The 8,712-nt window shown below is 66.7% G+C and carries 6 protein-coding genes and 1 pseudogene; 6 read left to right on the top strand and 1 reads right to left on the bottom strand.

The window, feature by feature from the left end; genetic code table 11:
- Positions 1–1,529: pseudogene (locus tag RTN46_RS15345) on the bottom strand (alpha-mannosidase); the annotation flags it as partial.
- Between the two features lie 301 nt (positions 1,530–1,830).
- On the opposite strand from RTN46_RS15345, the gene RTN46_RS15340 reads away from it, so the two are divergent.
- The 6 genes from RTN46_RS15340 to RTN46_RS15315 all read left to right on the top strand — a co-directional run bounded on the left by RTN46_RS15340 (position 1,831) and on the right by RTN46_RS15315 (position 8,625).
- The gene (locus tag RTN46_RS15340) at positions 1,831–2,805 is read left to right on the top strand and encodes a D-2-hydroxyacid dehydrogenase (protein ID WP_312182663.1); all 975 of its coding nucleotides are present in this window, start codon (positions 1,831–1,833) and stop codon (positions 2,803–2,805) included.
- A 22-nt stretch (positions 2,806–2,827) separates the two neighbouring features.
- On the top strand, positions 2,828–3,430 hold the full coding sequence (locus RTN46_RS15335) for a hypothetical protein (RefSeq protein ID WP_312182662.1): 603 nt from the start codon (positions 2,828–2,830) through the stop codon (positions 3,428–3,430).
- A 238-nt stretch (positions 3,431–3,668) separates the two neighbouring features.
- On the top strand, positions 3,669–4,535 hold the full coding sequence (locus tag RTN46_RS15330; RefSeq protein WP_312182660.1) for a DUF4190 domain-containing protein: 867 nt from the start codon (positions 3,669–3,671) through the stop codon (positions 4,533–4,535).
- Between the two features lie 176 nt (positions 4,536–4,711).
- The gene (locus RTN46_RS15325) at positions 4,712–6,610 is read left to right on the top strand and encodes an FAD-binding monooxygenase (RefSeq protein ID WP_312182664.1); all 1,899 of its coding nucleotides are present in this window, start codon (positions 4,712–4,714) and stop codon (positions 6,608–6,610) included.
- 219 nt (positions 6,611–6,829) lie between these two features.
- Entirely contained in the window at positions 6,830–7,531 is a 702-nt protein-coding gene (locus tag RTN46_RS15320; RefSeq protein ID WP_312182658.1) for an NAD(P)-binding domain-containing protein, read from the top strand.
- A gap of 47 nt (positions 7,532–7,578) precedes the next feature.
- Positions 7,579–8,625 carry an LLM class flavin-dependent oxidoreductase gene (locus RTN46_RS15315; RefSeq protein ID WP_312182656.1) on the top strand — a complete coding sequence of 349 codons (1,047 nt, stop codon included), beginning with the start codon at positions 7,579–7,581 and terminating at the stop codon, positions 8,623–8,625.
- The last annotated feature ends 87 nt before the right edge of the window (positions 8,626–8,712 follow it).

Genomic DNA, 8,712 nt, shown 5'->3' with positions numbered 1-8,712 from the left:
GGGTTAGCGAACTCCGCTTCCGCGGTGCTGAAGAACCGTTCCGGACTGGACAGCTCCACGGCGGGGGAGCCTTCCAGCGACGCGGTGCGCTGCGCAGCTGCCAGCATTTCCCGGGTTGGTCCACCGCCGCCGTTGCCAAAGCCAAACGGAGCCAGCGACGTGTTGGCGAACCCCTTCTCGGCGAACTGGCGCTGGGCACGCGCCAGCTCGCGGCCGGAGAGATCCGAATTGTAGGTATCCACCGGCGGGAAATGCGTGAAGATCCGGGTACCGTCGATGCCCTCCCAGCGGAAAGTGTGGTGCGGCAGCACGTTCGTTTCGTTCCAGGAGATCTTCTGCGTCAGGAACCAGCGGGACCCGGCGGCCTTGAAGATCTGCGGCAACGCCGCCGAATACCCGAACGAGTCCGGCAGCCAGACCACCTCCGGTTCCACACCAAAGTTCTCCAGGAAGAACCGCTTACCGGCCACGAACTGGCGCGCCATCGCTTCACCGCCGGGCAGGTTGGTGTCCGCTTCCACCCACATCCCGCCGGTGGGCACAAACCGCCCGCTCCGCACCTTCTCTGCCACCCGCGCGAACAGATCGGGGTAGTACTCCTTGAGCCAGGCATACTGCTGGGCGGAGGAGGCGGTGAAAACAAAGTCCGGGTCCACCTCCATCAGCTCAAGCACGTTGGAGAAAGTACGCGCCACCTTCCGTACGGTTTCCCGCACCGGCCACAGCCAGGCAGAGTCGATGTGGGCGTGCCCGACGGCGTGGATCCGGTGCGCGCTCGCATAGCTGGGCTGGGCGAGCACTCCGGCCAGCTCCCGGCGGGCGGCCGCGGCGGTGCCGGAGATATCCGCGGGATCGGCCACATTAACGGCCCGTTCCAGAGCCCGGAGGATCTCGTGCCGGCGCGGTAGATCCATGGGCAGCTCGTGCATCAGGCCGTTCAGGGTCCAGAAGTCCTGGGCAAGTTCCCACACGGCCGTGTCCAGCAGTGCGGCGTCGGCAGTCCGGAAAACGTAGATCGGCTGGTCACCGGCGGTCGAGAGGCTGCCCAGTGGCGTGGGCTCATAGGTGTACCCGGCAATGACGTTGGGATTCGACGCCGCCTCGACGTAATACGTAAAGCGCTCACCGGGTGCCTCGCGGAGCGGTACGTGGAAGTTCTGCGGCTCCAGTGCTTTTACGATCGAGCCCTCCGGTGTGTAAACCAGCCCTTCGGCCTGGAACCCGGGCTGCTCTCCGGTGTACCCCAGATCGATCAGCAGCTCCGCCCGGTCCGGGCCGCGGTCTGCCCACTCAACCGGTACCGTTCCCGAGACCCGGAACCAGACCGTGCCCCAGGGAGCGCCCCACGGCTCACCGACGTGAAACGGCCGGAACTCCTGGCCCACGGCCTGGCCAAAAGGGACCGGTTCGCCGGGTGCTGCCCAGATTTCGATGTTCAGGGGTCTCCGGTCCCGCCAGAGAGCAGGGCCGAGCCGTTCGCGGAGGAAGCGGTTGATCCGGGCTTCCACGAGTTCGCGGTCATCGTGCATGCAGCACCAGTCCTCTCCTTGCCTGCTCAGCTCGTGAGCCACCCGTCGCACTGCCCACCCCGCTCACGGTCCGCCAGCGCGCACTGTCCGCCCCGCTCACGGCCCGCCAGCGGATGAACCGCCGAGACAGCGGGATGTACGCAGAGGCAAATGGCGGCACGGAACGCAGAGGGAGAACGCGGCCCAGCCGTCCTAATCAACTCTGGTTGACGACGTCCGCTTTCGAAAGGCTGGCTTCCACCCACGCCTGGTCCCGCGCTCAGAATGTGGGCACCGCCGGCGCCTGGCTTAGCCTGATTCCATGCCCAAACCTGTCCTCACCATCCTCGCCGGGTCCCGCCCGGTCACCGGCCTCGAGAAGCTGGAAGCGCTCGCCGAGGTCCGGCTCGCCCGTAACTCCGAAGAGCTCGCCGCTGCCCTGCCCGGGACAGAGATCCTCTACCTTTGGGACTACTTTGCCGACGGTCTGCGGCAGTCCTGGGGGAGGGCGGATGCCCTGAAATGGGTCCACGTTCCAGCAGCCGGCGTGGACAAGCTGCTCTTCGCTGAGCTGGCGGACTCGGAGGTCGCCGTCACCAACGCCCGCGGCGTCTTCGATGCGGCGATGGCCGAATACGCACTCGCGGGAATCCTGCACTTCGCCAAGAACTTCCCACAGGCTGGGGCAAACCAGCGGGACTACCGCTGGCAGTACTTTCCTACCTCCAACCTGGCCGGTACCCGGGCGCTGATCGCCGGTACGGGAAGCATCGGACGGGCCACCGCCCGGCTGCTGCGCGCCGTCGGCATCGAGACGGACGGGCTGGGACGCACCGCCCGCGACGGCGACGGCGACGCCGATTTCGGCGCCATCCACGCCAGCACCGACTTCGCGGCCGTGGCGGGAAACTACGACTACGTCGTCCTCGCCGCCCCGCTCACACCGGCCACCCGGCAGATGCTGAACCAGGACGTATTGTCCGCGATGCGCCCGACGGCGGTGCTCGTGAACATGGGACGCGGCGAGCTGGTGGCGCAGGACGCTTTGGTGGCGGCACTGACGGCCAACGGCATCGCCGGCGCGGTGCTGGATGTGACCGATCCGGAACCGCTGCCGGCGTCGGACCCGCTCTGGGACCTGGAGAATGTGCTGATCACTCCGCACCTTTCCGGCGACTCCCAAACCCATCTGCCCGCACTCGCCGCCCAGTTCGAGCAGAACCTGAGCGCGTACATAGACGGCCGACCGCTGGCGAACATGGTGGACAAACGGTTGGGGTTTGTGCCGGCGGGATGAACGCTCACTGTAGGCTCCCGGCATGGACTGGGGAGATTTCTGGGAACAGGCAGCACAGTGGGCGATTACGTGGATTCCCGTGCTCGGGCCGCTGGGAATCCTCACGACGGCGGTGGTTGCGTACTTTGCGTACCGGCAGAAACTCGAAGCAGACCGCCGCGCTCAGTGGTGGGTCCGCGCCCAGTGGGCGCTGGAAGCCTCGCTGAGCGCCAATCCCCGCCGCTCGCTGGCGGGACTTGCCGTGCTGAACGATCTGCGGACCAGTTCCCTCGCCACCCGGGAAGACCGGGAATTGTTCCGCCTGATTGGGCTGACTGTCCAGGAAGAAATTCTTGGGGGAGAGGTGCGGGGAGAGATGCGGGAAACGGCTCAGGAAGAGGACCGGGGAGAGGCCCAGGAAAAGGTGCGGGGAGAGAGCAGACGCCCGACGCTCCGGGAACCGCATGCACGGGAAGCGGCACCGCAGGTTTCCGCACCGTCGGTTTCCCCGCCGTCCGCCTTGCAGGCGCGCATTCTTGAGCAAGCGAACGAGCTGCTGGCGCCGCTGCCGACGGAGGCGACGGTGCGGCCGTCGTCGTCCGGAGCGGCATCCAGTGCTGCATCCGGCCCGGCTTCCGGCCCGTAGCCGCCGGCCAGGCATCCCGTCCGGAGTAGGCGCCCGGCACAAACCGGCCCGGCTTCCGGCCCGTAGCCGCCGCCCCAGTCCCGGGCACAAACCAGGCCCGGCCCGATCTCCGGAACTCCTTGCCGCGCCCCGGGGCCGCTCCTACCGTGGAAGAACCGCGAAAAATCGACCCCGCAGCCGGGGCGGCCCAAAACGTGGGGCCCTTTCTCCTGCGGCGTCCGGAACTGGCGAGGCGATCATGGGCAGTCAACCAAACGATCCGATGTACAACTACAGCCAGGGCTACCGGCCGCCGGGTCCACAGTCCACGCAGGGCCGGGGGATGGCGCTCACCGGCCTGATTCTCGGCATCGTGGGACTGGTGCTGTTCTGGGTACCGCTGATCAACATCGGGGCCCTCATCGTGGCCGTGGTTGGGCTGGGCCTTTCGATTGCGGCGCTGGTGATCGCCATACGCCGGCACACCTCGGCCAAGGGCCTCTCCATTGCCGGGATTATCGTCTCCGGCGTGGCGGTTATTGGCTCCATCCTGGCCAGCGTGATGATTGCAGTCTTCTTCAACACGGTGAACGATTCGGTGAACAACGGGTCCCCCTACGGTGTGGGCCCGTCAACCAGCGCCAGCCCGTCAACGAGTGCCGGGACGACGTCGGGCTCCTCCGGGTCGGCAACGGTGGCTCCGGGCGCAGACCTCCTGCCGCTGGGTACCGCGGCGGACATTGGGGACTATTCCGTCACGGTCTCCAATGTCCAGCGCGATGCCACCAATGACATCGTGAACCTCAACCAGTTCAATGAGGCTCCTGCCGGACAGTATGTCCTGATCACCCTCGACGTCGTATACAACGGCGCGGACGAGGGCGACCCCTGGCTGGACCTGACCACCAACTTTGTCGGATCGGACAACCGCCAGTACGACGAATCGTCCTGCCGTGCGATCCCCGAGCTCCCCGGTACGACGGTTCCGACCCTGGAGAACGGCGGGCAGGCCCAGTTCCAGGTCTGCATGGACGTGCCGCCGGAGGCCGTTCCGGGTGAGCGGGTGCTGGTGGAAGAGACACTGGCCTTTAACGGGCCCAGCGAGTCCAGCTGGCAGACCCAGTAGGGATGCCCGGCGGGCGGGAAGTCACATACAGCACCCAGCTTGTGACCTGCGTCATGTCACCATTACAGTGACTACATCGATCAGAATTCGACTATTGAATCGGTTGTTCAACTATCGAACAACGGCCCGAAAAGCCCAACTGTCGAATCATCAGGCACAACGAAGTGAGGACCCCCGTGCAGTTCCACCACCACGGCTACGTATCCGGAGACCCGCGCGTCGAACCGGCGGCCGGCGTCGGCCTTGACCGCCCGGAAGACCTTCCCAATGAGGTCGACGTGCTGATCGTTGGCTCCGGCCCGGCCGGTATGCTGGCCGCCGCGCAGCTATCCCAGTTCCCGAACATCACCACCCGGATCGTGGAGCGCCGGGACAGCCGGCTGGTCATCGGCCAGGCCGACGGCATCCAGGCCCGCAGTGTGGAAACCTTCCAGGCCTTCGGGTTCGCGGAGGAAATCATTGCCGAGGCCTACCGGATCACCGAGATGGCGTTCTGGCGCCCGGACCCCGCAAACCCGGAGAACATCGTCCGCTCGGGCCGTGCGCTGGATGACCCGTCCGGCATCAGCGAATTCCCGCACCTGATCGTGAACCAGGCCCGGGTCCTGGACTACTTCGCCCGGTTCATGGCGAACTCGCCCGCCCGCATGAAGCCCGACTACGGCTACGAGTTTGTTGGCCTGGAGGTCGACGACGACGCCGAGTACCCGGTCACCGCCACCCTCCTGCACACCGCCGGGCCGAACGAAGGCTCCCAGCGAACGGTCAAGGCCAAATACGTGGTGGGCTGCGACGGCGCCCGCAGCAAGGTCCGCGACTCCATCGGCTCCGTCCTCGCCGGCGACCAGGCCAACCACGCCTGGGGCGTGATGGACGTCCTGGCCAGCACCGATTTCCCGGACATCCGCACCAAGTGCGCCATCCAGTCCTCCAACGGCGGCAGCATCCTGCACATTCCCCGCGAAGGCGGCCACCTGTTCCGGATGTACGTGGACCTGGGCGTGGTCTCCGAGGATGATAACGGTGCGGTCCGCAAGACCAGCATCGACGAGATCATTGCGAAGGCCAACGCCATCCTGCACCCCTACACCCTCGATGTGCGCAACGTCGCCTGGCACAGCGTCTACGAGGTGGGCCACCGGCTCACCGACCGGTTCGACGACGTGCTCCCCGAGGACCTGGGCAGGCGCACGCCGCGCGTTTTCATCACCGGCGATGCCTGCCACACCCACAGCGCCAAGGCCGGGCAGGGCATGAACGTGTCGATGCAGGACGGCTTCAACATCGGCTGGAAGCTTGGCCACGTCCTGGACGGCCGCAGCCCGGAGAGCCTGCTCTCCACCTACTCCGCCGAGCGCCAGGTTGTCGCGAAGAACCTCATCGACTTCGACAAGGAATGGTCCACCCTCATGGCCAAGAAGCCGGAGGAGTTCGAGAATCCCTCGGACCTCGAGGACTTCTACGTGAGCACCGCCGAGTTCCCGGCAGGCTTTATGACCGAGTACACCCCGTCCATGCTCATCGGCGAACCGAAGCATCAGGACCTGGCCTCCGGTTTCCCGATCGGCAAGCGCTTCAAGTCCGCTCCGGTGATGCGGGTCAGCGACACCAATCCCGTGCAGCTGGGCCATCTGGCGAAGGCCGACGGGCGCTGGCGGATCTACGTTTTCGCCGACGCCGCGCAGGCCGGCACCGCGTCGCCGGTTGCTGCCCTGGCCGACTGGCTTCAGAACGCTCCCGACTCGCCGCTGGCCGCCACCCCGGCCGGCGCGGACCGCGACGCCTGGTTCGACGTCAAGGTCATTTATCAGCAGGACAACCACGGGATTGACATCAATGCCGTGCCGGCGGTCTTCAAGCCGGAGGTTGGACCGTTCCAGCTCACTGACCTGGGTAAGGTCTTCGGCGCCAACCCGGAGGCGGATATCTTTGAGCAGCGCGGACTGGACCGCGGCGGCGTCGTAGTGGTGGTCCGCCCGGACCAGTATGTGGCCAACGTGCTGCCGCTGACGGCGACGGCGGAGCTTGGCGAATTCTTCGCCCCGCTGCTGCCGGCCCGCCAAACGCAGGCCTAATCCCTGAACTCCGCAGCCTGATTAGGGGCAGCGCCAGCTAAACGCCCGACGACGGCGGCACATCAGATGCCGCCGTCGTTGGTCGTTAACCGGCCAAAAGTAGATGCATTTGCATAAACCTTGGCTCCTCCCTAAGCTGTTCTAAGGATTTTGCGGTGATCTGCGCACGTGCAGGATGCACGGCGCAGGCCACCGCGGCAGCTATCCGGGAGGAGCACAATGAGCCAGGACCGGAACGGTCAGATACAGCCAGAGCCGACCCAGCCGGTCCAGACGCGGACCATCGGCATACTCGGCGCGGGCCGGGTAGGGACCGCCGTCGCACGCCAGGCCCTGAAAGCCGGCTACGAGGTGAAGATCGCGACTTCCAAACCCGCGGCGGAGAATGCCCTGCTGGTGGAGATCATCACCCCGGGCGCCGCCGCGGTGGACGTGTCCGAAGCCGTACAAGCGGACCTCGTGGTCGTGGCGGTTCCGCTGCACCGCTACCGCACCCTGTCTCCGGCGGACCTGGCCGGGAAGATCGTCATCGATGCCATGAACTACTGGGCACCGGTCGACGGCACGATTGATGATTTTGAGGACGAGCTGCGCGGCAGCAGTGAAGTAGTCCAAGACTTCCTCGCTGCCTCCCGGGTCGTGAAGACGCTGAACCATATCGGCTACCACGACCTTGAGGCGCACGGCACCGAGCCCGGCACAGTCGGACGGCGCGCCCTGGCCGTCGCCGGCGACGACGCGGAGGCCAAGGAGCGCGTCGCAGCCTTTATCGACAGCCTCGGATACGACACCGTCGACGCCGGCCCGCTGGCGGCAGGCCGAGTGTTCCATCCCGGAACGCCCATCTTCAACGGCCCCCACACCGCCGCCGCCATCCGGGCGCTGCTGGCCGAGGCCGTGACGGCTGCACCGGCCGCCTAAGCACGCACACCAGCATCAACACCAGCACGGCCTAAGAGGAGAACACCATGGAAATCGGCGCCTACAGCTTCGGCGACACCCAGCTGAACCCGGACGGCTCCCCACGTCCCACGGGTGAAGCGGTCCGCAACCTTTTCGACGCCATCGTGCTGGCCGACGAGGCAGGCCTGGACTACTTCGGCGTCGGCGAACACCACACGGTGAGCATGCCAGCCTCCTCGCCCGGAGCGCTGATTGCCGCCGCCGCGGCCGCAACCCGCCGGATCACCCTCGGCAGTGCCGCCAGCATCATCGGCACGGACGATCCGGTCCGCGTGTTCCAGCAGTTCGCCACCGCCGATGCCATCTCCGGCGGCGGCCGGATCGAGATCACCGCCGGCCGCGGTTCCTCCGTCGAGACCTTTCCGCTGTTCGGCTATGACCTGACCCAATACGACGAGTTGTTCGGCCAGAAACTGGATCTGCTGCTGACCCTGAATAACAGCAACACCGAACACGTCACCTGGACCGGCTCCGTCCGGCCTGCACTGGCCGACCTCGCCGTAGTGCCCCGGCCGGTCAACGGACAGCTGCCCATCTGGCTCGCCACCGGTGGCAGCGCGCCGTCGTCGGCCCGGGCCGGACGGATGGGACTGCCCATCTCCTACGGGATCATCGGCGGAGCCCCACACCGCTTCGCGCCGCTGGCCCAGCTGTACCGCCAGACCGCGGCCCAGGCCGGGCACACCGGTGACAACATCAAGGTCTCCGTTGCCGCCATGGGGCTGGTTGCGCCGACCAAAAAGGAAGCCCTGGACCGGTTCTACCCCGGCTGGCACAACCTCAACGTGGAAATGGGTCGGCTCCGTGGCTGGCCGGCCCCGGACAAGCGGGACTACCTGGCGCAGGCCGATGCCCCGGGCGCGTACTACATCGGCGACCCGGACGAGGTAGCCGAGCGCATCGTGCACCTGCACGGCTACATGGGGCACATGCGCCATTTCCTCCAGATGGATCTCGGCGGTACCCCGCACGAGCACTTCCTGGAATCCATCAACCTGCTGGCGACCGAGGTCAAGCCCCGGGTTGAGCGCCTGCTCGCCAAGGAGCGGTAGGCCGCTGCAGGGTAGCGGCTCCGGCGGCGGCAGCCGGGGCTCCGCCGGGGCTCCGGTCGGACGTCGACGACGGCGGGCGTCGACGAC

This window comes from Arthrobacter sp., assembly GCF_031988865.1.
Lineage (GTDB): Bacteria > Actinomycetota > Actinomycetes > Actinomycetales > Micrococcaceae > Arthrobacter_B.
The sequence above is the reverse complement of the archived record's forward strand: the minus strand, read 5'-3'. Positions and strand labels throughout refer to the sequence as shown.